This window comes from Pseudomonas sp. FA-1 (assembly GCF_056856075.1).
In genome coordinates this window covers 1-24,013 of the sequence record NZ_JBWXTH010000006.1, presented here as the reverse complement: position 1 = coordinate 24,013, position 24,013 = coordinate 1, and the positions used below count along the sequence as shown (strand labels likewise).

19 protein-coding genes and 1 pseudogene are annotated in these 24,013 nt (G+C 67.3%); 15 read left to right on the top strand and 5 right to left on the bottom strand.

Annotated features, from left to right (window positions below; genetic code table 11):
- Window positions 1-38 precede the first annotated feature (38 nt).
- The 6 genes and pseudogenes from AC1MHZ_RS12420 to AC1MHZ_RS12395 form a co-directional block, all read left to right on the top strand.
- Window positions 39-1,238 (top strand): ATP-grasp domain-containing protein, encoded by a 1,200-nt coding sequence (locus AC1MHZ_RS12420; RefSeq protein ID WP_465001941.1) that lies wholly within the window; start codon window positions 39-41, stop codon window positions 1,236-1,238.
- Entirely contained in the window at window positions 1,235-3,013 is a 1,779-nt protein-coding gene (locus tag AC1MHZ_RS12415) for an IucA/IucC family protein (RefSeq protein ID WP_465001940.1), read from the top strand. Before AC1MHZ_RS12420 ends, AC1MHZ_RS12415 begins: the two co-directional genes overlap by 4 nt.
- Complete coding sequence (locus AC1MHZ_RS12410; protein WP_084855732.1) at window positions 2,998-4,140, top strand: MFS transporter; 1,143 nt, start codon at window positions 2,998-3,000, stop codon at window positions 4,138-4,140. Before AC1MHZ_RS12415 ends, AC1MHZ_RS12410 begins: the two co-directional genes overlap by 16 nt.
- Window positions 4,137-5,891, top strand: coding sequence for an IucA/IucC family protein (locus AC1MHZ_RS12405; RefSeq protein WP_482966411.1), 1,755 nt, complete (start codon window positions 4,137-4,139; stop codon window positions 5,889-5,891). Before AC1MHZ_RS12410 ends, AC1MHZ_RS12405 begins: the two co-directional genes overlap by 4 nt.
- On the top strand, window positions 5,888-7,072 hold the full coding sequence (locus AC1MHZ_RS12400; RefSeq protein ID WP_084855734.1) for a type III PLP-dependent enzyme: 1,185 nt from the start codon (window positions 5,888-5,890) through the stop codon (window positions 7,070-7,072). The genes AC1MHZ_RS12405 and AC1MHZ_RS12400 overlap by 4 nt, the downstream gene beginning before the upstream one ends.
- A gap of 414 nt (window positions 7,073-7,486) precedes the next feature.
- Window positions 7,487-7,648, top strand: a pseudogene (locus tag AC1MHZ_RS12395) (hypothetical protein); the annotation flags it as partial.
- 176 nt (window positions 7,649-7,824) lie between these two features.
- Here the strand turns inward: AC1MHZ_RS12395 and AC1MHZ_RS12390 are convergent.
- The gene (locus AC1MHZ_RS12390; RefSeq protein WP_324816773.1) at window positions 7,825-8,442 is read right to left on the bottom strand and encodes a dihydrofolate reductase family protein; all 618 of its coding nucleotides are present in this window, start codon (window positions 8,440-8,442) and stop codon (window positions 7,825-7,827) included.
- A gap of 263 nt (window positions 8,443-8,705) precedes the next feature.
- Here AC1MHZ_RS12390 and AC1MHZ_RS12385 point away from each other — a divergent pair, with 263 nt between their 5' ends.
- Window positions 8,706-10,454: a BCCT family transporter gene (locus AC1MHZ_RS12385; RefSeq protein ID WP_084855736.1), complete on the top strand. Its 1,749-nt coding sequence runs from the start codon at window positions 8,706-8,708 to the stop codon at window positions 10,452-10,454.
- A gap of 123 nt (window positions 10,455-10,577) precedes the next feature.
- Here AC1MHZ_RS12385 and ehuA read toward each other — a convergent pair whose 3' ends face one another.
- The 4 genes from ehuA to ehuB all read right to left on the bottom strand — a co-directional run bounded on the left by ehuA (window position 10,578) and on the right by ehuB (window position 13,670).
- Entirely contained in the window at window positions 10,578-11,435 is an 858-nt protein-coding gene (ehuA, locus tag AC1MHZ_RS12380) for an ectoine/hydroxyectoine ABC transporter ATP-binding protein EhuA (protein ID WP_084855737.1), read from the bottom strand.
- Window positions 11,435-12,091, bottom strand: coding sequence for an ectoine/hydroxyectoine ABC transporter permease subunit EhuD (gene ehuD, locus AC1MHZ_RS12375; RefSeq protein WP_084855738.1), 657 nt, complete (start codon window positions 12,089-12,091; stop codon window positions 11,435-11,437). Before ehuD ends, ehuA begins: the two co-directional genes overlap by 1 nt.
- A complete protein-coding gene (gene ehuC / locus AC1MHZ_RS12370) occupies window positions 12,088-12,747 on the bottom strand; it encodes an ectoine/hydroxyectoine ABC transporter permease subunit EhuC (protein ID WP_084855739.1) in 660 nt (219 codons plus the stop codon). The genes ehuD and ehuC overlap by 4 nt, the downstream gene beginning before the upstream one ends.
- A 62-nt stretch (window positions 12,748-12,809) precedes the next feature.
- Window positions 12,810-13,670, bottom strand: coding sequence for an ectoine/hydroxyectoine ABC transporter substrate-binding protein EhuB (gene ehuB / locus AC1MHZ_RS12365; RefSeq protein ID WP_084855740.1), 861 nt, complete (start codon window positions 13,668-13,670; stop codon window positions 12,810-12,812).
- Window positions 13,671-13,941: 271 nt separating this feature from the next.
- On the opposite strand from ehuB, the gene ehuR reads away from it, so the two are divergent.
- The 8 genes from ehuR (at window position 13,942) to AC1MHZ_RS12325 (ending at window position 23,819) form a co-directional block, all read left to right on the top strand.
- The gene (ehuR, locus tag AC1MHZ_RS12360) at window positions 13,942-15,336 is read left to right on the top strand and encodes a MocR-like ectoine utilization transcription factor EhuR (protein ID WP_084855741.1); all 1,395 of its coding nucleotides are present in this window, start codon (window positions 13,942-13,944) and stop codon (window positions 15,334-15,336) included.
- A 245-nt stretch (window positions 15,337-15,581) separates the two neighbouring features.
- On the top strand, window positions 15,582-16,553 hold the full coding sequence (eutB, locus tag AC1MHZ_RS12355) for a hydroxyectoine utilization dehydratase EutB (protein WP_482966410.1): 972 nt from the start codon (window positions 15,582-15,584) through the stop codon (window positions 16,551-16,553).
- Between the two features lie 33 nt (window positions 16,554-16,586).
- A complete protein-coding gene (gene eutC / locus AC1MHZ_RS12350; RefSeq protein WP_482966409.1) occupies window positions 16,587-17,579 on the top strand; it encodes an ectoine utilization protein EutC in 993 nt (330 codons plus the stop codon).
- Between the two features lie 33 nt (window positions 17,580-17,612).
- Entirely contained in the window at window positions 17,613-18,803 is a 1,191-nt protein-coding gene (gene doeA / locus AC1MHZ_RS12345; RefSeq protein ID WP_084855744.1) for an ectoine hydrolase DoeA, read from the top strand.
- Between the two features lie 4 nt (window positions 18,804-18,807).
- A complete protein-coding gene (doeB, locus tag AC1MHZ_RS12340) occupies window positions 18,808-19,827 on the top strand; it encodes a N(2)-acetyl-L-2,4-diaminobutanoate deacetylase DoeB (protein ID WP_084855745.1) in 1,020 nt (339 codons plus the stop codon).
- Between the two features lie 44 nt (window positions 19,828-19,871).
- The gene (locus AC1MHZ_RS12335) at window positions 19,872-21,338 is read left to right on the top strand and encodes an NAD-dependent succinate-semialdehyde dehydrogenase (protein WP_482966408.1); all 1,467 of its coding nucleotides are present in this window, start codon (window positions 19,872-19,874) and stop codon (window positions 21,336-21,338) included.
- A 12-nt stretch (window positions 21,339-21,350) separates the two neighbouring features.
- The gene (locus AC1MHZ_RS12330; protein ID WP_084855747.1) at window positions 21,351-22,736 is read left to right on the top strand and encodes an aspartate aminotransferase family protein; all 1,386 of its coding nucleotides are present in this window, start codon (window positions 21,351-21,353) and stop codon (window positions 22,734-22,736) included.
- A 120-nt stretch (window positions 22,737-22,856) separates the two neighbouring features.
- Window positions 22,857-23,819, top strand: coding sequence for a ribonuclease Z (locus tag AC1MHZ_RS12325; protein WP_084855748.1), 963 nt, complete (start codon window positions 22,857-22,859; stop codon window positions 23,817-23,819).
- Window positions 23,820-24,013: the final 194 nt, after the last annotated feature.

Sequence of the window (24,013 nt, the reverse complement as noted above, 5' to 3'; positions counted from 1 at the left end):
CCTGCGGAGGGACGGCTGCCGCCCATTCGGAGGCCAACATGCAACGACCGCTCGTGATCCTCACCCACATCGCCCACCCCGCCATCACCGAAGGTTTCCTGCCCGCGGCCCTGGCCCGGGACCTGCCGGTGGTACTGGTCACCGACCACGCCCAGCAGCACCGCCGCCTGCTGGCCAATGTCGGCTACCCGGCCGAGCGCCTGCAGATCCATGAGTGCGACGTGTTCAACCCGCTCGCGGTGATCGAGCTGGTCAATGCCCACGGCTGGGCGCCCCGGGCGGTGTTCTCCAACAGCGACCACCTGCAGACCGCCACCGCCCTGGTGGCCGAGGCTTTCGGCTGCCCCGGCAAGGACTGGCACCTGTGCCACGCTGCCAAGAACAAGGCCGCGATGCGCCAGCGCCTGCAGCAGCTCGGCCTGCCCAGCCCCTGGTTCCATGTCCTCATCCCAGGCGCGGCGCTGCCCGCCGATGCCTGCTACCCGCTGGTGGCCAAACCACGGGAAGGCGTTGCCAGCCTCGATGTACAGCTGTGCCGCAGTGCCAATGAGCTCAGCGCCTACTGCACGCGTTTCTGGCAACTCAACCCGGGCCGCGCGCTGCTGCTGGAAGCCTACCTGGAGGGTCCCCTGTTCACCCTCGAGACCCTCGGTGACGGCCAGCGCCTGAGGGCGATCGGCGGTTTCGATGTGAGCCTGTCCGAGCCCCCGTACTTCGTCGAGCTGGCCGCCCGCTGGAACGGCCCCCTGGGCCAGGCCCACCGTGCCGCAGCACTGGCCCAGGTGGCCGCGTTCGGCATCAATTTCGGGGTCTGCCACAGCGAGTTCATCCTCACCGCCCACGGCCCGGTGCTGGTGGAGATCAACTACCGCAGCATCGGCGACGGCCGCGAGTTCCTGCTCGAGCGCCTGCTGCCGCAAGGCTGGTTCGACCGCATCCTGGCCCTGCATCTGGGCGAGGCCCTCGCCGAACCCCAACCTGGCGACAACCATGCCCTGGTGCACTACTTGGTAGCTGAACGCTCCGGGCACCTGCGCGAGGCGCCCGGCAGCTTCCAGGACGAAGGTGACGGCCACTGGCACGACTATCGCGCCCTGCACCAGGCCGGTGATGACATTCGCCTGAGCAACTCCAACAAGGACTATATCGGCGTGCTGCGCCTGATCGAGCGCGACGATGCCCGCCTCCAGGCCCGCTTGCAGGCCACCCTGGCCGACCTGCGCTGGGTGATCGCATGAATGCCGCCCAAGCCTGCACCGACCAGGCGGTCATCGGCCAACGCATCATCGACTGTTTCCTGCGCGAGGACATCCGCGGCCTGGTCAGCCAGGGCCGCCTTGGCCCGCTGCCCACGGCGCTGGCCGCACATGCACTGGCGCAACCCTGCGACACCTGGCTGCAGGTCAGCCACTTGGACATCGGCGAGCTCTGGCTGCCCGTGCGCCGGGGAGCAGCACTGCAGGCCTGGAGCGCGGTCGGCGACGCCTGGCTGCGCGAGCAGGCTGGCCAGGTTCGGCACGAGCGTGGCCACGCGGCCTGGCTGGCCCTGATGAGCCAGGGGCTGGACGACGAGAGCCTGGCGCTGTTCCGCGCCTACGGCGAGGAGGCCGACTGCGCCGTGTCGCACCGCACCCTGTGCCGACAGGCTCGCGCGGAGCAAGGCACGCACCCGGCCGCGTTGCTCGATGCACCGACCTGGGATGCACGCCTGCTGGAAATCGACCGCCTGGCCAGCTACCTCGACCACCCGTTCTACCCCACCGCCCGCGCCAAGAGCGGCTTCGACCAGGACGCCCTGCAACGCTACGCGCCCGAGTTCGCCCCACGCTTGCAATTGAACTGGCTGGCCGTGCCTCAGGGCGACCTGGCGCTGACCTGCGCCCCACCCGCGCATTGGCCAAGCTTCGCCGAGGTGGGCCTGGCCCCGGCCCTGGCCCATACCCACGCATTGCTGCCAGTACACCCGATGACCTGGCCGGAGCTCGAGCGCCATGGCCTGCCGGACGGCGCCGTGCGTGCCCCGGCCCCTGCGCTGTGGGTGCAGCCGACCCTCTCGGTGCGTACCGTCGCCTGTGTCGACCAGCCGCGCTGGCACATCAAGCTGCCGCTGCTGGTACGCACCCTGGGGGCCCGCAACCTGCGCCTGATCAAGCCCAGCACCCTGTATGACGGCCATGCCTTCCAATGCATCCTGCAGGCCCTGGCCGAGCGCGACCCGGCCCTGGCCGGCCGCTACCGGCACGTCGACGAACTGCATGGCGGCCACGTCGGCGAGCACAAGCACCTGGCCTATATCGTGCGCCACTACCCAGAAGGGCTGGAGCAGACCACCCTGGTACCGGTGGCGGCCCTGGCCAGCCCGCTGGAGGACGGCCGGCTGTTCGTCCAGGCCCTGGCCGAGCGCTTCCATGGCGGCGACCTGCTGGCCTGGCTGGACCAGTACCTGGATCTGCTGCTGCAGGTGCACCTGCGCCTGTGGCTGCGCTACGGCATCGCCCTGGAAGCCAACCAGCAGAACGCCGTGCTGATGTTCCAGGCGGGCCAGCCCCTGCGCCTGCTGATGAAGGACAACGACGCCGCACGCCTGTGGCCGCACCGTTTCCTGGCCACCTGCCCGGACCTGGCCGAACGCTGCCAGGGCCTGCGCGACGAACGCATCCGTGTGGAGCGTTTCGAGCCGCTGGCGGAGATGTTCACCACCATCACCCTGCAACTGAACATCGTCGCCCCCCTTGAGGCCATCGCCGAAGCCGGGCTGGCCCCGCGCCAGGCGTTGTACCAGCGCCTGCGCGAGCGCCTGCACGCCTGCCTGGAACAGCTCGAAGGCGAAGGCCTGGACTGCGGCGAGGCACGCCGCTTCCTGCTCGACAGCCCCTACCTGCCGGTCAAGTACCTGCTCAGTGCCGGCAGCCTGTTCAGCAAGGCCTGGTCCGGGGCCCAGGACATCAACAAGTTCTATGGCTACAGCGCCCGGAACTTCCTGCTGGAGGGCCCGGCATGTCCCGACGCCTGATGTTCAGCGTGCTGCTGGGGCACTACCTGTCGGCGTTCACCGCCCTGGGCGTGCCCCTGTACCTGCCACGCATCCTTGCCGACCTGGCGCCGGACGCACCGGGCTGGAGCATCGGCGTGCTGTTCGTCCTGCCCACGCTGTGCACCGCCCTGGCGGCGCCGATCTGGGGCCGCTTGGCGGATCGCCACGGTTGCCGGCTGTCGCTGCTGCGCGCCCATGCCGGACTGGCCGCAGGCTTCCTGCTCGCGGGCCTGAGCCCGAACCTTGCGGTGTTCGCCCTGGCCCTGGTGATCCAGGGCACCTTCGGCGGCGCCATGGCGGCCTCCAATGCCTACCTGGCCACACAGCTCAACGACGGCAATCTATCGCGCGCCCTGAACTGGACCCAGTACTCGGCGCGCCTGGCGATGATCAGCGGGCCGATCCTGCTCGGCCTGCTCACCGCCAGCGGCATGGGCCAGGAGCTGTACCGTGTGCTGGCCTGGCTGCCGCTGCTGGCGTTCGTGCTGATCCTGCCGCTGCCCGACGACCGCGGCCAGGCCAAGGCGCGCAAGAAAGCCGGCGACACTGGCAGCGAGCTGCCCCAGGACTTGCCGCGCCTGCTGGTGGTGCAGTTCCTGTTCTGCTTCGCCATGGTCGTCACCTTCCCCTACTTCGTGCCCTACGGCGAAGCCCTGGGGGTGCGCAACGATGCCCTGATCGGCCTGCTCTACGCCCTGCCGCACCTGGTCTACCTGGTCGCCCTGCCGTGGTTCCAGCGCCATGAAAGCAACTTGCTGCTGCCGGGGCTTGCGCTGTTCGCCCTGGGCAACGTGCTGCAGTTCGGCGCCAGCGACCCGTGGCTGCTGTTCGCCTGGCGCCTGCTCGGCGGGCTGGGCATGTTGCTCGCCTTCATCGGCCTGCACCGCTGCCTCAGCCAGCGGCGCAACCAGGGCAGTGCCGGGCGCCTGTTCGCCTGGTTCGACTCCAGTGGCAAATGGGCCGGCGCCGCCGCCGGCGTGGTGGCGGGGCTGGTCAGCCAACGCCTTGGCATCGCTTCACCGTTCCTGGTCGCCAGCCTCGCCGCATTCGCCGCGCTGCTGCTGGCCCGCCCTCTACTTGTCGCTCAACGGGAGATCACCGCATGACCCTGGCCACCGATTACCCATCCCTGCACGAAAACGCCCTGGCCGGTGACGCCCAGCGTCACGCCATCGAGTGCCTGCTCAACTGCTACCTGCGCGAATACGCCCTGCCCCGTGGCGAGGCCTGCCTCGACGCCCAGGGCCAGGATCTGCCCATGAGCCTGCGCCAGCTCGCCGGCCAGCGCATCTGCATCACCCTGCCAGGCGGGCGCCTGGCCCTGGCCGCCGACCGCACCAGCGTGCTGGGGCGCTGCCGCTTCACCAGCGCCCCCTACTTCAAGGGCAACGGCCACGGCTGGCGCCCCCTGGGCGCCCTGGAGCTGGCCCAGTTGCTGCTGGCGCCTTTGACCTGCGCCGAGCGTCACGGCGAACTGATGCAGCAGATCAACAACAGCCTGAACATCACCCAGACCTTCCTGCGTCATGCCGTGCCGGCCCACCGTCAGCCCGCCGACAGCCTGCTGCGCTCAGAGCAGCACCAGGTATGGGGCCATGCCCTGCACCCCACCCCCAAGAGCCGTGAAGGTGTAGGCCTGGACGACCTGCTGGCCTGCTCGCCGGAAGTGGGCGCACAGTTCTCGCTGCACTGGTTCGAAGTGGCCCCCTCCCTGGTGCGCCACCTGGGCGAAGACCCACGCCCGACCCTGCGCCAGCTCTGCGGCGAGGACAACCTCTACCCCTGCCACCCGTGGGAGGTGGAGCGCATCCTGGCCAACCCGCTGGTGCAGCGGGCCATGGCCCAGGGCCTGATGACCTACAAGGGCGCACGCGGCGTACCGCTGTACCCGACCTCCTCGGTGCGCACCCTCTACCACCCGGAGCTGGCCTACTTCCTCAAGTTCTCGGTGCACGTGCGCCTGACCAACTGCATCCGCAAGAATGCCTGGTACGAGCTCGACAGCGCCGTCGCCCTGACCCACCTGCTGCAACCGGCCATGGCCGACCTGGCCGTCCACCAGCCCGGCTTCGCCCTGATGCCGGAACCGGCGGCCAGCACCCTTGATCTGAGCGCCTTGGGCAGCGCCGAAGAGGCCCGCGAGGTGACCGAATGCTTCGGCATTCTCTATCGCAGCAACTTCGATGCCGCCAGCCGCGAGGCCTTCCAGCCGCAAGTGGCCATGGCCCTGTTCACCTGGGGCCTGGATGGCCACGGCATGTGCGCCTCGCGCCTGCGCCAATGCGCCACCCGCCTGGGCCTGAGCCGCGAGGAAGCCGCCGCCCTGTGGCTGGAGCGTTATGCCGGGCTGTTGCTCGGCGGCGTATTGCATTGCCTGTACCGCCAAGGCGTGGTGCTTGAGCCGCACCTACAGAACACCTTGCTGGGCTTCGACGAGGACGGCCTGCCGTGCCGGGTGTGGGTACGCGACCTGGAAGGCACCAAGCTGGTGGCCGGGCACTGGCCCGAGCAACGCCTGGCCGACCTCGACGAGCGCACCCGCGCCTCGCTGTACTACAGCCCGGACAAAGCCTGGAAACGCGTTGCCTACTGCGCGCTGGTCAACAACCTGGGCGAGGCCCTGTTCCACCTCGCCGACGGCGACGCGGCGCTGGAGAAACGCCTGTGGACCCAGCTCGGCCAGCAACTGCAAGCGCAGTGCGAACATCTGGGCAACCCGGCCGAACTCAGCGAGCTGTGTGCCGGCGCCACCCTGCCCAGCAAGGAGAACTTCATGACCCGCCTGCTGCAGCGCGCCGACCGCGAAGCCGGCTACACCGCCCTGCCCAACCCCCTCTTCCACGGAGCCCGCGCATGACCCTGCCACCGCGTATCAGCCATGCCCTCGCCGACCTGCGCCGCGAGCAGCAGGAACCCATCTGCGCCTACCTCTACGACCTGCCCGCCCTGCGCGAGCGGGTGCGCGACATGCGCGCCGCGCTGCCGGGCAACTGCGAGCTGTTCTATGCTGCCAAGGCCAACCCGGAGGCCGCGGTGCTGCGCACCCTGGCGCCTTTGGTCGATGGCTTCGAGGCAGCGTCCGGCGGCGAGCTGGCCTGGCTGCGCCAGCACTGCCCCGAGCACCCGCTGATCTTCGGCGGCCCCGGCAAACTGGAAAGCGAGCTGGAAGCCGCCCTGGCCGGCAACCTCGACGCCTTCCATGTGGAAAGCCTGCACGAGTTGCGCCGCCTGGCGGCCCTGGCCCGAAGGACCGGGCAAGCCATTCCGTTGTTGCTGCGCCTGAACCTGAAACTCGACGAAGCCCCTGACAGCCGCCTGGTGATGGGCGGCAAACCGACCCCCTTCGGCCTGGATGAAGAGGCGCTCGACCAGGCCCTGGCCGTGCTGCGCGAAGAACCGTTGCTCACCCTCAAGGGGCTGCACTTCCACCTGCTCTCCCACCAGCTCGACGTGGCAGCCCACCTGCAGTTGATCCGCGCCTACTGCCGCACCTTCCGCCGCATCGCCCAGGACGCTCAGTTGCCGCTCACGCTGCTGAACGTCGGGGGCGGCATGGGCATCGACTACCGGGACCCGCACGGCTCCTTCGACTGGCCAGGCTTCTGCGATGCCCTGCACCAGGTGGTGGCCGAGGAAGGCATGGCGGATGTGCGCCTGCGGTTCGAAATCGGCCGCTACATCGCCGCGCCCTGTGGCTACTACGCCATGGAAGTGCTGGACATCAAGCGCAACCACGGCGAGTACTTCGCCATCGCCCGCGGCGGTACCCACCATTTCCGCACCCCGGCAGCCCAGGGGCACGACCACCCGTTCGTGGTGGTGCGGGGCGACCAGTGCGCGGAAATAGAGGAACAGACCGTCACCCTGGTCGGCCAGTTGTGCACGCCCAAGGACGTGCTGGCCCGTCGCCAGCCGATCCCGGCACTGGCGGTCGGCGACCTGCTGGTGTTCACCCTGGCCGGAGCCTATGCCTGGAATATCTCCCACCGCGATTTCCTCATGCACGCACCGCCGCGCATGGTCTTCCTGGAGGGTTGACCAGGCCGGCTATTTCGTCGGGCGGCTTTGAACGAAAGTCGCCGCGACCGGTCCATAGGACACATCACAACACTCGCCCCTGGAGGCGTTTAAATCATGAAGAAAACCCTGGCTGCCGTGGCTGCTTTTGCACTGGTATTGGGCACCACAGCCTTCCTGCCTGCTGAGATGTCACCGATCGCATCGGCTTATGCCAAAGGCGGTGGTGGCGGTGGCGGCGGTGGTGGCGGTGGTGGCGGTGGTGGTGGCCACGGCGGCGGCGGTGGTCATGGCGGCGGCCACGGTGGTGGACACGGCGGCGGCCTGGGCGCTGGGCATGGTGACGGTGGCCTGGGCCTGGGCAAATCCGACGGGCATGCCGGCAAGGCGTCTCGTGACCACGGCCTGAGCGGCAACCACTATGGTCAGGACCGTAACGACAGCAAAGGCCACGGTACTGCCACCTCGGGCATCGCCCAGTCGAAAGACACCCGCGGCCTGACCAAAGCCACTGCGATCTCCGGCACCACGCCGGGTACGCACAACAGCAAAGGGCTGTCGAACGCAGTGGACTCTTCCACCAAGAACGACCGCTAAGGCCAGAGGCCTGCTCGACAAAGCCGCACCTGACAAAGGTGCGGTTTTTTTTGCACTGGGCCACCGGGCCCAATCGCCGGCAAGCCGGCTCCCACAGGTATGGCGGTGCCGGACAGGTGGGAGCCGGCTTGCCGGCGATTGGGCTGTCCTGCAGCCGCCCTGCTTCCTCACCGGCGCTAGTCGAACGACCCGGTCCGCACCTCCCCGCTGCGCACATAGCGGCTGATGAGCACGCCGCTCGGCGTCGCGGTCGAGTCTGCCAGGGTAAAGGCTGCCGGCTGGGCATCGTCGCCAAACAGGCGCTTGCCCGCGCCCAGCAGGATCGGGTGGACCATCAGCAGCAACTCATCCACCAGCCCCGCCGCCAGCAGCTGCTGCACCAGTTCACTGCTGCCCTGGGTCAGCAAACGGTCGCCCGCTTGCCGCTTGAGCGCGCCCACGGCCTCCCGGACATCGCCCTGCAACCCATGGCTGTTGTGCCATTCCAGGGTTGCGGGGTGATGGGTGGCCACATGCTTGGGGATACGGTTGAACACCTCGGCGATCATGTGATCGCTCGATTCGGCGCCGATACGGGGCCAGTAACCGGCGAAGATGTCGTAGGTGCGCCGCCCCAGCAGCAGCTCGAACGGCTCGGCGAACAACGCATCGATGGCCTGGCCGAAGGCCTGGTCGGCATAGGGCACGAGCCAGCCGCCGAAACGGAACCCGCCGCTCAGGTCTTCGCTCGGACCGCCAGGGGCCTGCATGACGCCGTCGAGCGAAACGAATGCGGCAACGATGAGCTTGCGCATGGTGTGATCTCCAGTTCTGGGCCGCCGATATGCCGCCCCTGTTCATGGTCGAACGGCGCACAGCCAAATCGACAGCTGGCCAGGGCGTCGTTACAAGGACGTGTCAGGACGGTCTTGGGACAGGAAGCCCCCTTTTTTCAGCAGGATAATCCCGCCTCGACAGCACGGCCTGGTTCCGGGGCGGCTGTCGATGCACAGCGGCACGCTTAAAAAAACTACAACCTGCAGCGGCAAGGCACCCACCAAAGGGGCGTTATTACACTATGGCAACGGAAGAGAACGTTGAAACCCTCGCGCTTGGCGTGACGGACCCTTCGCAGACCGAAGAGGCCAAACGGGATCGTCACCTGGAGGGCAAGATCGACTGGATCGTCTTCGGCATCACCAGCATCCTCGCAATCGCATTCGTCATATGGGGCTTCGTCAGCCAGGCAAGCCTCGCGGCCAGCGCCTCCACGGCCCAGTCCTGGGTCATCGTCAACTTCGGTTGGTTCTTCGTCCTCACTTCCACGCTGTTCGTGGTGTTCGTGCTATGGCTGGCGGCGAGCCGCTACGGCAAGGTGCCGCTGGGACGTGATGGCGAACGCCCCGAGTTTCGTACCGTGTCGTGGGTGGCGATGATGTTCAGCGCCGGCATGGGCATTGGCCTGATGTTCTTCGGCGTGGCCGAACCGCTGTCGCACTATGTGTCTCCGCCGCCCGGCACCGCCGCGGCGCAAAGCAGCGAGGCGATGCAGGTGGCCATGGCCACCACGCTGTTCCACTGGACCCTGCACCCCTGGGCCATGTATGCGATCGTCGGCCTGGTGATCGCCTACGGCACCTTCCGCCGCGGGCGTTCGCAACTGATCTCCACGGCATTCCGTCCGTTGATCGGCCGCCACGCCAACGGCCCCATCGGTCGCCTGATCGACATGATGGCGATCTTCGCCACCCTGTTCGGCTCGGCCGCCTCGCTGGGCCTGGGCGCCCTGCAGATCGCCGGCGGCCTGGAGTACAACGGCTGGATCGAACACCCGGGCAAGATCTTCTACATCTCGATCATCACCCTGCTCACCGTGGCCTTCGTCGCCTCGGCGGTCTCGGGCATCGGCAAGGGCATCCAGTGGCTGTCCAACACCAACATGGTGCTGGCCCTGGCGCTGGCGCTGTTCACCTTCATCGTCGGCCCGACCCTGTTGATGCTGAACCTGCTGCCGACCTCCATCGGCGTCTACATCGAAATGCTACCGCAGATGATGGCCCGCACCAGTGCCAGCGGCGGCGAACAGATGGACAGCTGGCTGGCCGGCTGGACCGTGTTCTACTGGGCATGGTGGATCTCCTGGACACCGTTCGTGGGCATGTTCATCGCCCGCATCAGCCGCGGCCGCACCATTCGCCAGTTCGTCACCGGCGTGCTGCTGGTGCCGAGCCTGGTGAGCCTGATCTGGTTCACCGTCTTCGGCGGCGCCGGCATCGACGCCCTGCAGGAAGGCACCTACCAGCTGGTCAACGGCGCGGTGAACAGCAACCATGCGCTGTACCAGTTGCTGGAAAGCTACCCGTGGGCCTCGGTGACCTCGGTACTGGTGATGGTCCTGGTGGGTATTTTCTTCGTCTCCGGCGCAGACGCCGCTTCCCTGGTGATGGGCACGCTGTCCGAGCGCGGCACCACCGACCCGTCTCGTGCCACGGTGATCTTCTGGGGCGCCCTGACCGGCACGGTGGCGGCGATCATGCTGGCCATCGGCGACCCGAACAACCCGGGCGAGGCCCTGACGGGCCTGCAGAACCTGACCATCGTCGTGTCGCTGCCCTTCGTCATCGTGATGGTGCTGCTGTGCCTGGCGCTGTACCGCGACCTGCGCAAGGACCCGATGATGCTGCGCCACCTGCGCGGCACCGAGCTGATCGAAAAAGCCGTGCTCTACGGTGCGGTCAAGCATGGCGAGGAGTTCTACATCGTCGTGCAGGAGAAGAAATCCTCCACCAAGCGCGCCCACACCGAGGCCCAGGCCACGGAGCTCTGAAGTCGTACGGCGCGGTAGCGGCTGCCCTGCCGCTATCGCGTCGCCTGCTTCGCGGGTAAACCCGCTCCCACAAGGTGGCGCTGAGCCTGTAGGAGCGGATTACCCGCGAATGGCTTTACCCCGTCAGTTGGCCTCCCTGACCGCGCTCAGAAAAGCCCGGGTCCGCTCCTGCTGGGGGTTCTCGTAGAGCTGGGCCGGCGCGCCCTGTTCATGGATCTGGCCCTTGTAGAAGAAGCACACCCGGTCGGCGAACTCACGGGCGAAGCCCATCTGGTGGGTAACCATGAGCATGGTCAGGTTGTGCTCGCTGCCCAGCCGGCGGATCACATTCAGGACCTCCCCGCATAGCTCGGGGTCCAGCGCCGATGTCACCTCGTCGAACAACATCACCTTCGGCCGCATGGCCAGGGCCCGGGCGATCGCCACGCGCTGCTGCTGGCCACCGGAAAGCTGCGAGGGGTAGTGATCGAACTTGGTGCCCAGCCCCACCATCTCCAACAGCTCGGCGGCACGTTCACGGGCCTCGGCAGGCTTGACGCCCAGCACCTGAACCGGTGCCTCGATAACGTTCTGCAGGGCACTCATGTGCGGGAACAGGTTGAAGCTCTGGAACACCATGCCGATCTTCGCACGCACGCGGCGAACGTGGCGTTCGTTGGCACTGACCAGGCCACCGTTGCGCCCGGGCATGTGGGTCAGCGACTCGCCATCCACCTCGATCATGCCCTGGTCGATCCCTTCAAGGGTCATGAGCACACGCAGCAGAGTGGACTTACCCGAGCCGCTGGGGCCGATGATCGCCACTTTTTCGCCCGGGGCGACTTCCAAGTTCAGGCCATCGAGCACGGTGAAGTTGCCGTAGCGCTTGGTCACGTCGCGGAAGGCGACGATCGGCTGGGCGATAGTCGGTTCCGGCATGGCGTGGTCCCGCTGCTGGGGGCTGGTGGCAAGGGTGGCGAGGTTCGAGACAGGCGCGATCATTAGCGTAACTCCAGGCGCACTTCGAGGCGCCGAACCAGGTAGGCCAGAGCGACGCTCAAGGCCAGGAAGAAAAGACCGACCAGGGTGATCGGCTCCAGGTAGCGGAAGCTCTCGGAGCCGACGTTCTTGGCCTGCTGCATGATTTCCACCACGGTGATGGCGGACAACACCGGGGTGTCCTTGAGCATGGCGATCAGGTAGTTGCCCAGCGGCGGCAGGATCGGCCGCACGGCCTGGGGCAGGATGATCGTGCGGTAGGCGGTCCAGGGAGCGAAGTTCAGCGCCACCACGGCCTCCCACTGGCTGCGCGGTACGGCGTCCAGCCCGCCGCGGTACACCTCGGCGATGTAGCAGGCGTAGTGCAGGCCGATACCGAGGATGCCCGCCTGCATGGCGGTCATGTTCACGCCATAGTTGGGCAACACGTAGTACAGGAAGTACACCTGGATCAGCAGCGGCGTGCTGCGGATGAACTCGATCAGCAGGGTCACCGGCCAGGCGATGACCACTTGCCGGCTGCGCCGCCCAATGGCCAGGAACAAGCCCAGGACGATGGCGATCATGAAGCCCACCAGGGTGATGCCCAGGGTCTTGAGCGAGGCCTGCAGCAGGTCGGGCAAGATCTGCGCGACGTAGTTCCAGTCCCAGACGTTCATGACAGGCTCCCCCGCAGACGACCACGGCCCAGGCGTCGTTCGACGCCGCGCATAGCGAAGTTGATGACCTGCGCCAGGACGAAGTACAGCAGCAGGGTCAGGCTGAAGATCTCCAGGGTCTGGAAGGTCGCCTGGTCCAGCTGGCGGGCGCGGAAGCTCAGGTCCGACAAGGTGATCAACGACACCAGGGAGGTGTTCTTGAGCAGCTCGATCAGCAAGTTGGTGCCCGGTGCGATCGCCGCCAGCAGCGCCTGGGGCAGGATGACGCGACGAAAGCGCGTGGCCGGCGGCATGTTCAGCGCCACGCAGGCCTCGTATTGGCCCTTGGCCACCGAGCCTATGGCCCCGCGCATCACCTCGGCACCGTAGGCCCCGATGTGCAGCCCAAGGCCGACGATGGCCACGGTGTAGGCGCTCAGCTCCAGGTTGAACGGCGGCAACGGCAACACGAAGAACAGCCAGAACAGCTGCACCAGCAGCGACGTGCCGCGAAACAGCTCGATGTAGGCCACGCAGAACCAGCTCAAGGGCCGCCACGAAGAGCGCCGGCCCAGGGCGGCGAGGATCGCAGCGACGATAGCCAGCAACGAGCCGAAGAATGTGACCTGGATGGTGATCCAGGCCCCTTGCAGTAACAGCGGTATCAATTCACCCATGGTTCGACCTGAATAATCGGATTACGCAGGGAACGGCATGGCAGAGGCCATGCCACCTCGATTCATTGCTGGGCACAGAGCTCGGCGGCGGTCTTGTCGGTCACATTGGAGCGGTCGAAGCCGAACGGGGCCACGGCCTTGAGGTGCTCCTCGCTGCCCAGCCAACGCTTGAGCTCGGCATTGACCGCATCGCGCAGGTCCTTGTCCTCGGGGCGGAACGCCAGGGCGCCATAGCCGGTGTGGGCCGGGTCGTCCTTGAAGTCACCGATCGCCTCGACCTTCTCGCCGCCTTTCTTCGCCAGGCCCTTCATGGTCAGCTGGGTGCCCACCGCGGCATCGGCGCGCCCGGCGCGCACGGCCTGCAACTGGGCGGTGGTGTCCGGCACCTGGAGGATCTGCTCGTCCTTGACGCCAGAATCGCGGGCATAGGCCAGGTTGACCGTGCCGGCCATGATCGCCAGCTTCACCTCGGGGTTCTTGGCGATGTCGGCATAGCTGTGCAGGTTCTTCGGGTTGCCGGCGGCCACCAGCAGGGTGTCGGGCAAGGCGTACTGCGGGTCGGTGAAGATCACCTGCTTGCAGCGCGCCGGGGTGATGTACATGCCGGCGGCGATCACATCGAAGCGGCCTGCGCGCAATCCGGGGATCAATGCCCCCCATTCGGTGAGCACGCCATCGACCTGCTTGATGCCCATCTTCTGGAAGATGATCTTGGCGATCTCCGGCGACTCGCCCGTGACCCGACCGTCGGTCTCGGTGAAGGCGAACGGCGTTTCGTTGGCGTAGCCGATGCGGATACGGCTGTTCTCCTTGATCGTCTCCAGGGTGGTGGCCTGGGCACTGGCGACCAGGCCCAAGGCCGCACAGGCCACCAGCAGACGCTTGAAGGGGGATACCGCGTTGGCGGAAGGAGGCTGGCTCATCAATGAATCTCCTGTCTTGTTATCAAACCGTCGGTGACGGCTGTGTGTATAGGAGGCAGTGGAGCAAAACAGCGAAGGCCGGATGTGTCGTTCGATCGGTGCACAGCCCGAGCGTTCCGGCGGGCCGACAGGCTCTTGTTCGTGTAACGGGTGTCGACCTTGGGCCGGAGCATACAAAAGCCTCAACAGCGATGGCATTGCACTAGGACAATTGCCCGAAGATCCTGCACAGGCGATGCTGTGCGCAGTCCCGGCCAGCGAAGCGATACCCATGGAAAACTGGAAGAAAGTCCTCGATTCGGCACGCATCGGCGAGTCCAAGTACAAACTGCTGGTGCAGGCCATCACCGGGGAAATCGAACGCGGCGAACTGGTGCACGACCAGCGCCTGCCACCCCAGCGGCATGTCGCCGATGCCCTGGAGATCAGCGTGCAGACGGTGACCAATGCCTACAAGGAACTGGAGCGCCAGGGCCTGGTGCGCTGCGAGATCGGCCGCGGCAGTTTCGTCAGTCGGCGCATGAGCGACCGGGTGGCCGACGACATCATCGACCTGCCCGAGCGCACCCTGGTGGATTTCTCCATCACGCGCATCCTGCACACCCAGGTGCACGAGCGGATCTGGCGCGAGACCTGCGCCGAGCTCAGCGTGGAGGAGGAGCAGCCGTGGATCCACGCCTACCGCCCCATCGCCGGCTTCGAAAGCCATCGCGAGGCAGCGGTGCGCTGGCTGGCGGGCCTGGGCATGACGGTGGAGCGCGACGATGTGCTGGTCACCAACGGCGCGGCCCACGCCATCTTCCTGGCCCTGGCCTCGCTGGCCGGGCCCGATGACGTGGTGCTCTGCGAAGGCCTGACCGACCACGGCGTGATCGGCAACTCCCAGGTGCTGGGGTTCACTCTAAAGGGCCTGGAGATGGACCGCGACGGCATCGACCCGGAGCATTTCGAGGATATCTGCAGCAACGAGCGGGTCACCGCACTGGTGTGCACGCCGAACCTCAACAACCCCACCACCAGCCTGATGCCCGACGCCCGCCGCCGGGAGATCGCAGCCATCGCCCGCCGCTTTGGTGTGCACATCATCGAGGACGATGTGTACGGGCCACTGCTGGGCGAACGCCGCGCCCGGCCGATCAGCCACTATGCGCCGGAGCTGTCGTTCTATTGCACCAGCATGACCAAATCGGTGCTCACCGGGCTGCGGGTCGGTTACCTGGCCATGCCCAAGCGCCTGGCGCTGCGCACCGAGAGCATCCTGCGGGTCAACAGCTGGATGGCCACGCCGCTGGTGGCGGAGATCGCCACACGCTGGATCAACGATGGGCGCGCGGCGCAGCTGGCCGAATTGCAGCGCAAGCTGATCAGTGGGCGGCAGGCGATGCTGCGCGAGCACCTGGGCGACTACCTGCTGGGCAACCCGGCCCAGGCGCTGGGGGCCTGGCTGGGGATCCCCGCGCACTGGGAGGTGGACAGCCTGGTGCGGGCATTGCGCCGTCGGCACATCGCGGTGACCCCGCCGGAACCGTTCCTGGTGCGCGGCACGCCGCGGCCACGGGCGGTGCGACTGTGCGTAGGCGCCGAGTGCTCGGACGCCAAGATGCGCCAGGCGTTGGCCGACATGCATGAACTGTTCGGGCAATACCCGCAGATCCATGAACTGTGACCAGGGCCGCTGCGGCCTATATAACCCATTGATTTAGCAGAGGCCTGTGGGAGATTACCCAGCCCTTCGGGCTGCGCTGTCGCGCAGAGAACAAGCGGCCAATGCAGCCCGCTCCCACAGGGTGCTGCGATCGCTGCCGACGGCGGTCCAAAAAAATGTCCGGCAAATTGACCTAGTACATTCATCACGACAATTTGCCGCTCTTAGACTCCGCCCAACACCCGGTCACTCGTTGGGATGCGGTCATGTCAGAGCTTTCGCTTCACGATATCCACCTTGCCCACCAGCGCATCCAGGGGCTCGTGCGTCGCACGCCGCTGGAACATTCGCCGAGCCTGAGCCGCCTGGTCGGCGTGCCGGTGTACCTGAAACTCGAATCCCAGCAGCTCACCGGCAGCTTCAAACTGCGCGGCGCGAGCAACGCCGTGGCCTGCCTGGGTGAACAGCAACGGGCACGCGGCGTGGTCACCGCCTCTACCGGCAACCATGGCCGGGCGCTGGCCTTCGCGGCCTCGCAACTGGGCGTGCAGGCGACCATCTATCTGTCGCAGTTGGTGCCGGCCAACAAGGTCCAGGCGATTCGCGACCTGGGCGCCGAGGTGTGCATCGTCGGCCTCTCCCAGGACGACGCCCAGCACGCCGCCCAGCGTCATGCCGAGGAACAGGGCGCCGCGCTGGTGCCGCCCTTCGACCACCCTGCCGTCATTGCCGGCCAGGGCACCCTGGGCCTGGAGATCATCGAACAGTTGCCCGACGTCAGCCAGGTGCTGGTGCCCCTCTCCGGCGGCGGCCTGTTCGCCGGCGTGGCCCTGGCCCTCAAGGGTCTCAACCCGGCCATCACCACCCATGGCATCAGCATGCGCCGGGGTGCCGCCATGCACGCCAGCCTGCAGGCCGGGCATCCGCTCGAGGTGCAGGAGCTGCCGACGTTGGCCGACTCCCTGGGCGGCGGCATAGGCCTGGACAACCGCCATACCTTCGCCCTCACCCAGCGCCTGCTCGACCATCTGCACCTGCTCGAGGAAGCGTCCATCGCAGCGGGCCTGCGCCATGCCTACCACCAGGAGCGCCAGGTGCTCGAAGGGGCCGGCGCGGTGGGTATCGCCGCCCTGCTCGACGGCCTGGTGCCGGCGCGCGGGCCGATCGTGGTGGTGGTCAGCGGGCGCAACGTCGACACCGCCCAGCACCTACGGGTGATAAACGGCGACAACGCCTGAGGTTTTCCCTTTTCGCTCACTGGAGGTTCACCGATGCCGGCCATCACCTTGCTCAACGAAGCCGACCTGCGAGACTGCATCACCCTCGACCGCGCCGCGGTCGATACCGTCGAGCAGGCCTTCGCCCTGCTGGCCACGGCCAACGTGGCCATGCCGCCGATCCTGCGTCTGGACGTGCCCGAGCACAACGGTGAGGTGGACGTGAAGACCGCCTACCTGCCGGGCATCGAGCGTTTCGCGATCAAGGTCAGCCCGGGCTTCTTCGACAACCCCAGCCTTGGCCTGCCCAGCCTCAACGGCATGATGATGCTGCTCTCGGCACGCACCGGCCTGCTCGACGCCCTGCTGCTGGATAACGGCTACCTCACCGCCGTGCGCACCGCCGCGGCGGGCGCGGTGGCGGCGCGCTGGCTGGCCCGCGAGGACAGCCGCTGCGTGGCCCTGATCGGCAGTGGCGAGCAGGCCCGCCTGCAACTGCAGGCGCTGCGCCTGGTGCGGCCGATCGAGCGGGTGCAGCTGTGGGCCCGCGACCCGGCCAAGGCCGCGGCGCTGGCCGATGAACTGGGCCGCGACGGCACGTTGCAACTGGCGCTGTGCGACAGCATCGACCAGGCCATGCAGGGCGTGGACATCGCGCTCACCTGCACGCCCAGCCGCGAACCGCTGATCCAGCCCCGTCACCTGCAACCGGGCCTGCACATCACCGCCATGGGGTCGGACGCCGAGCACAAGAACGAGATCGCCCCGCAAGTGCTGGCCCAGGTCGACCGCTATGTCGCCGACCGCCTCGGCCAGACCCGCGTACTGGGCGAGCTACACCACGCCGTGCGCGCCGGCACGGTCACCGACGAGGCCGCCCTGTGCGAACTCGGCCAGGTGGTCGCCGGCCAGCAACCCGGCCGCACCGATGCCAGCCAGGTCACCCTGTGCGACCTGACCGGCACCGGCGCCCAGGACACCGCCATCGCCAACCTCGCCTTCGAGCGCGCCCGCGCCGCAGGCAAGGGCCTGGCATTCAACAGTTGAACCTCACCACCCCACTCATCAGAGGGCATTGCAATGTCTCAGTCAGTGGTCAACCTGCCGTTCAGTCGGCAAGAGTACGCCCAGCGCCTGGCCAAGACCCGCGCCGCCATGCAGGCGCAGGGCCTGGAGCTGTTGCTGGTCACCGATCCGTCGAACATGGCCTGGCTCACCGGCTATGACGGCTGGTCGTTCTACGTGCACCAGTGCGTGCTGCTGGCGCTGGACGGCGAGCCGATCTGGTTCGGCCGCGGCCAGGACGCCAACGGCGCCAAGCGCACGGTGTTCATGAACCACGACAATATCGTCGGCTACCCGGACATCTACGTGCAGTCGCGCGAACGTCACCCGATGGACTACCTGTGCCGGGAAGTGATCCTGGCCAAGGGCTGGGGGGCGCTCAACATCGGCGTGGAGATGGACAACTACTACTTCAGCGCCGCGGCCTACCAGGCCCTGTACCGGCAGCTGCCCCAGGCGACCTTCAACGACGCCGCCGGGCTGGTCAACTGGCAGCGGGCGGTGAAGTCGCCCCAGGAAATCGAATACATGCGCATCGCCGCGCGTATCGTCGAGAAGATGCACGGGCGCATCCTCGAGCGTATCGAACCGGGCATGCGCAAGAACGAACTGGTGGCCGAGATCTACAGCAGCGGCATCCTCGGCGTGGACGGCCATGGCGGCGACTACCCTGCCATCGTGCCCCTGCTGCCGACCGGCGCCGACGCCAGCGCCCCGCACCTGACCTGGGACGATTCGCCCTTCACCCTCGGCGCCGGCACCTTCTTCGAGATCGCCGGCTGCTACAAACGCTACCACTGCCCGCTGTCGCGCACGGTGTATCTGGGCAAGCCGCCGCAGCACTTCCTCGACGGCGAGAAGGCCGTGGTCGAGGGCATCGCCGCCGGCCTGGAAGCAGCCCGCCCCGGCAATACCACCGGCGACATCGCCCGGGCCTTCTTCAAGGTGCTGGAGAAGTTCGGCATCCATAAGGACAGCCGCTGCGGCTACCCGATCGGCATCAGTTACCCGCCGGATTGGGGCGAGCGCACCATGAGCCTGCGCCCCAGCGACACCAGCGTGCTGCAACCGGGCATGACCTTCCACTTCATGCCGGGGCTGTGGATGGATGACTGGGGCCTGGAGATCACCGAAAGCATCCTGATCACCGAGACCGGGGTAGAAACCCTGTGCAACGTGCCGCGCCAGCTGTTCGTCAAGGACTAACGCCATGAACGCATTCACGGACACCGCCACCGAGGTGGCCAACCCGATCAGCAGCACCGTGGACTTCACTCGCGACGGCGTACAGCACGGCTTCCTCAAGCTGCCCTACTCGCGCGACGACTCGGCCTGGGGCGCGGTGATGATCCCCATCACCGTGGTCAAGCACGGCGCAGGGCCTACCGCCCTGCTCACCGGCGGCAACCATGGCGATGAGTACGAAGGCCCGGTGGCGTTGTGCAAGCTGGCCCAGCAGCTGCGCGCCGAAGCGATTTCGGGCCGGGTGATCATCGTGCCGTTCATGAACACCCCGGCGTTCCATGCCGGCACCCGTACATCGCCGATCGACCAGGGCAACCTCAACCGCAGCTTCCCGGGCAAGCCCGACGGCACGGTCACGCAGAAGATCGCCGATTACTTCCGGCGCACCCTGCTGCCCCTGGCCGACGTGGTGCTGGACATCCACTCCGGCGGCCGCACCCTGGACTTCCTGCCGTTCGCTGCCTGCCACGTGCTGCCCGACAAGGCCCAGCAGGCACGCTGCGAAGCGGGCATGCGGGCATTCGCCGCGCCCTATGCCATGCGCATGCTCGAACTCGACGCCCAGGCCATGTACGACACTGCCGCCGAGGCCCAGGGCAAGGTGTTCGTCACCACCGAACTGGGCGGCGGCGGCACCTCGACCGCACGCAGCATCGCCTTGGCCGAGCGCGGCGTGCGCAACCTGCTGGTGCACGCCGGCATCCTCCAGGGCGAAGTGACGCCCGCCGAGTCGATCATGCTCGACATGCCCGACGGCGACTGCTTCATCGCCAGCGAGCACGACGGCCTGCTGGAAATGTGCCGCGATCTGGGCGAGCAGGTGCACCAAGGCGAAGTGATTGCCCGCATCCATGACATTCGCCGCACCGGCAGCGCACCAGTGGAATACCGCGCACGCCGCGACGGCCTGCTGGCCGCCCGGCATTTCCCCGGGCTGGTGCAGTGCGGCGACACCTTGGCGGTGATTGCCGACGTGTTGGCCTAGCCCCAGCGGACGCAACGACAACAAGAGGTATGGGAGAACAGCTCATGTCAGACGAATACCCGTTCAAGCAACTGTGCCACGTGGACGGCCAATGGCTGCACAGCACCAGCGGTAGCAGCATCGCCGTCCTCGACCCGGCCAACCGCCAGACCATCGGCCATGTGCCGCTGCTCGACCACGAGCAGATCGTCGCTGCGGTGGACGCCGCCCAGCGCGCCTTCACACCCTGGCGCAACCTGCGCCTGGAGGAACGTGTGACGCTGCTGCGCCGCTGGGGTGAACTGATCCTCGCACACCAGGAGGCCCTGGCGCGCATCCTCAGCCAGGAGCAAGGCAAGCCCCTGGCCGAGGCACGCGGTGAAATCGCCTATGCCGCCAGCTTCATTCCCTGGTTCGCCGAACAGGCGCGTCGCCTGTACGGCCAGACCATCCCCAGCCATATCCCCGGCGCCGACCTTGGCACGGTGAAGGAACCGGTAGGTGTGTGCGCGCTGCTCACGCCCTGGAACTTCCCCAGCGCCATGATCACCCGCAAAGCCGCCGCGGCCATGGCCGCCGGCTGCACCGTGGTGGTCAAGCCGGCCCACGAGACGCCCTACTCGGCCCTGGCATTGGCCCAGCTGGCCGAGGACGCAGGCCTGCCGCCGGGCGTGTTCAACGTAGTCATCGGCGAGCCGCAGATGGCCATGGAAACCCTGGTGCGCGACCCGCGGGTGCGCTCGGTCAGCTTCACCGGCTCCACCCGGGTCGGCAAGCTGGTGCTGCAGGCAGCGGCCCATGATGTGAAGAAGGTCGCCCTGGAGCTGGGCGGCAATGCCCCCTTCATCGTCTGCGCCGACGCCGACCTGGACCTGGCGGTGAAGGTCGCCGTGGCCGCCAAGTTCCAGACCTCCGGCCAGGACTGCTGCGCGGCCAACCGCATCATGGTCCAGCGCCCACTGTACGAGGCCTTCCTCGTGCGCTTCGCCGAGGCGGTGCGGGCCCTGCGCGTGGGGCCGGCGATGGTCGACGGCCAGGAGACCCCGGCCGACGTCGGCCCGCTGATGCACCAGGGCGCCTTCGACGCCACGGTGGCGCGGGTCGAGGATGCCATCGCCAAGGGCGCCCGCCGCCTGGTGGGCGGCGAGGCCCATGCCTTGGGCGGCTGGTTCTACCAGCCCACCGTGCTGGCGGACGTGACGCCGGCCATGCGCATCTACCAGGAAGAAAACTTCGCGCCCATCGCCGGGGTGATGCCCTTCGAAACCCTGGAACAGGCCATCGAGATGGCTAACGACACCGAGTACGGCCTGGCCGCCTACATCTGCTCCAACCGCCTGGACGTGGTGCACCCGCTGATCCGCCGCCTGGACCACGCCATGGTCGCGGTCAACGGCGTGAAGTTCACCGGCCATCCCATCCCGTTCGGCGGCATGAAGGCTTCGGGCCTGGGCCGCGAAGGCGGCATCGAGGGCTTCGAGCCCTTCATCGAGACCAAATATTTCTGCGTGCACCACCAAGGTCAATTCTAAGGAGTGTTTGCCATGAACCCCGAATACAACCAGCTGTTCGAGCAAGACCGTGCCCACTTCATGCACCCGTCCACCCACGCCCATGACCATGCCAGCGGCGCGCTCAAGGGGCGGATCATCACCGGCGCCGAGGGCATCCGCCTGCGTGACCACGAAGGCCGCGAACTGATCGACGCCTTCGCCGGCCTGTACTGCGTGAACATCGGCTACGGCCGCACCGAAGTGGCCGACGCGATCCATCGCCAAGCCAAGGAGCTGGCGTACTACCACACCTACGTGGGCCACTCCACCGAGGCGATCATCGAGCTCTCCAGCCGCATCATCGACTGGGCGCCTGCGGGCATGAAGAAGGTCTACTACGGCCTCTCCGGCTCCGACGCCAACGAGACCCAGGTCAAGCTGGTGCGCTACTACAACAACATCCTCGGACGCCCGAACAAGAAGAAGATCATCTCCCGCGACCGTGGCTACCATGGCTCGGGCATCATGACCGGCAGCCTCACCGGCCTGCCCAGCTTCCACCAGCACTTCGACCTGCCGGTGGCGGGCGTCACCCACACCGTCTGCCCGCATTGGTACCGCAAGGCCCCCGCCGGCATGGACGAGCAGGCCTTCGTGCGCTACTGCGCCGACGAGCTGGAAAAGCTCATCCTCGCCGAAGGCCCCGACACGGTCGCCGCCTTCATCGGCGAACCGTTGATGGGCACCGGTGGCATCATCGTCCCGCCCAAGGGCTACTGGGCGGCGATCCAGGCCGTGCTGGACCGCTACGACGTGCTGCTGATCGCCGACGAAGTGGTGTGCGCCTTCGGCCGCCTGGGCTCGAAGATGGGCAGCCAGCGCTACGGTATCCGCCCGGACCTGATCACCACCGCCAAGGGGCTGACCAGCGCCTATGCACCGCTGTCGGCAGTGATCGTCGGCGAGAAGGTATGGAGCGTGATCGAGGAAGGCTCGCAGAAGGCGGGCCCCATGGGCCACGGCTGGACCTACTCGGGCCACCCGATCTGCGCCGCGGCGGCCCTGGCCAACCTGGACATTCTCGAGCGCGAGGACCTGACCGGCAACGCCGAGGTGGTCGGCGCCTACCTCAATCAGCGCATGCGCGAAACCTTCGAGGGCCACCCGCTGGTGGGCGAGGTGCGCGGCGACGGCATGCTCTGCGCGGTGGAATTCATGGCCGACCGCGAGGCCCGCACTGCGTTCGACCCGGCGCTGAAGGTGGGCCCGCAGGTGTCGGCAGCGTGCCTGGAACGCGGCATGATCGCCCGCGCCATGCCCCACGGCGATATCCTCGGCTTTGCCCCACCGCTGGTGCTGGACAAGCAAGATGCCGAGCGCATCGTGGCCATCACCAAGGCAGCGGTGGATGAAGTGGCGGGGAAAGTGTTGGGTTGAGATGTCCTGGCCCTATCGCCGGCAAGCCGGCGATAGGGCCAACACCGACAACGACTGACTTCCTGCCCGTGCGCATGGTCGTACAATAACCCGACCTGCGACCCGCAAAGGAGCCAGCCAATGGACCTGCAGTTTCTGGGCACTTCCGCCGGCGTGCCCACCAAGGCCCGCAATGTCACCGGCACCGCCGTCATCGAAGCCACGGGCAGCCACTGGTACCTGGTGGACTGCGGCGAGGCCACCCAGCACCAGCTGCTGCATACCTCCCTGTCGATCCGCGACCTGCGCGGCGTGTTCATCACCCACGTGCATGGCGACCATTGCTTCGGCTTGCCGGGGCTGCTGGCCAGTGCCGGCATGTCCGGGCGCACCCAGCCACTGGACCTGATCCTGCCTGCCGCACTGCACGACTGGCTGCGCCTGGGCCTGGCCGTCAGCCACACCTACCTGCCATTCGAACTGCGCCTGCTGGCCCTCGAAGACCTCGGCACCTGGCGCAACGACAATATCCAGGTCAGCACCGTGCCGCTGTCGCACCGGGTACCCAGCCATGGTTTCGTGTTCACCGAGATCAACCCCGAACCACGCCTGGACATCGCGCGCCTGGAGGCCGACGGCATCCCCCGCGGCCCATTGTGGGGCGAGCTGGCCCACGGCAACCCGGTGCAGCATGAAGGCCGCGCACTGAACGCCCTGGACTACCTACGCCCGTCGCGCCCGCCACGGCGGATCATCGTCTGTGGCGACAACGACACCCCGCAATTGCTCGCAGACGTCGCCCAGGACGTGGATGTGCTGGTGCACGAAGCGACCTTCACCCAGCCGATCGTCGAGCGCACCCAGGTGACCTTCGGCCACAGCACCGCTGCGGCCGTGGCGCAGTTCGCAGAGACGGCCGGCATCGGCAACCTGGTGCTCACGCACTTCAGTGCGCGCTACCAGCCCAACCCGCGGCGCAGCCCATCCATCGAGGATGTGCGCGCCGAAGCGATGGCGCACTACAGCGGCAACCTGATCCTGGCCAAGGACCTGCAGCGTTACCACATGGGGCGCGATGGGCGGCTCGTACCGCTGGGCGATTAACCGAACCCTCCACCAGCCGCCCCCACAGGGACCTCGCAAGTCTTGAGAGCGGCACAATCTCGGTGGGAGATTACCCAGCCCTTCGGGCTGCGCTGGCGCGCAGAGAACAAGCGGCCACCTGTGGGAGCGGGCTTGTCCCGCGATCAAGGGCGAAGCCCTTGCCAGGCGACGGTGATATCGGGCCCGGCCTAATC